At 38.8% G+C, this 1,097-nt stretch carries 1 protein-coding gene; it reads right to left on the bottom strand.

Annotated features, from left to right (window positions below; genetic code table 11):
• Positions 1 to 27: 27 nt before the first annotated feature.
• Positions 28 to 1,097, bottom strand: a 1,070-nt coding sequence (locus P0N36_RS15430) for a transposase (RefSeq protein WP_275843781.1), incomplete at its 5' end; no start/stop codon positions are given.

The following is a 1,097-nucleotide window of genomic DNA, read 5'->3' on the forward strand; positions in this document are numbered from 1 at the left end:
TGTCTACTGATTAAGTCGCAATCTGACTTATCCAGCCATTAATACTGTAAATCGCCAGTAATTCAATATCCGGCAAAAAAACTCCAAAAATATTCGTGACTGACTTTTAAATAAATTCGTCACAAATACGGACAACGCTATTGTTGTCATGGTTGTATCTTCAAGTTTTGTTTTTATCAGGCCCATGCCATAACAGCGTTTGCTTAAGCTGAAGCTTCTTTCAACTTCGATTCGATCGACATTATCTTTATACGCGATAACTTTATCGTACTCGTTGTCTTTTGATGGTCTTCCTAGCTTTGGTCCTGATATACGAATATCCTTGAGTTTACAGTAATTGCGATTATCCCGTGTACGATATATTTGATCAACCAGCACCCTTTCAGGATAATGACCTGTTCGCTCTTTATAGTTCTCAACCGCTTGTTGCAGGCATGTACTTTCGTTATAGGGGTCAAAAGATAATTTTTCGATTCTTCCATAACCGTTTTCATCTAAACTGAGATCGAACTTAGCTCCAAATTCAACTGGCGTGGTCGTTTTTCCTCTTACTATCGGACGAATGTAAGGCTGGCTGATGCTGACTATACGGCTTTCTACAGAATGCGTATCATTTGTATACATATAATCCTGTTGCTCATATACCAACCGTATTGTATTAAGAAGTGAACCCTCTTTATCTGTCAGTTCATAACCAGATTTAAGGAATCCATCGATATATCCGAGATCACGATTGACATACCCCAATTGTTTACGTATGGTTTTCCTGATTTTTGATTTGCTTTTTTTCTTGGTTTTTGCAAGTGCAAGATAATTTTTCCTGGCTTCTTTCCGGTACATTCTTGGCTTGGTTATTGAGTGGTCCTTGCAGAGACGATCAACGATTGCTTCAAGCTTTTCTCTTGCCTCATTTAGCAACGAAAAATCTTGTGGGTAACGTATGTTTGATGGGACACACGTTGCATCGATTATCAAAGTTCCTTGATTTATAGGCTTATTGGCATCCTCCTGCTTATCAGAATTTTCATCTTGAGTCGAGCCTGATCCACCGTTTTCATCATCACTGTTATCACCTTTTGATGTTGCGGCTTCCAGCA

Source organism: Petrocella sp. FN5, assembly GCF_029210395.1.
Taxonomy (GTDB): Bacteria; Bacillota; Clostridia; order Lachnospirales; family Vallitaleaceae; genus Petrocella.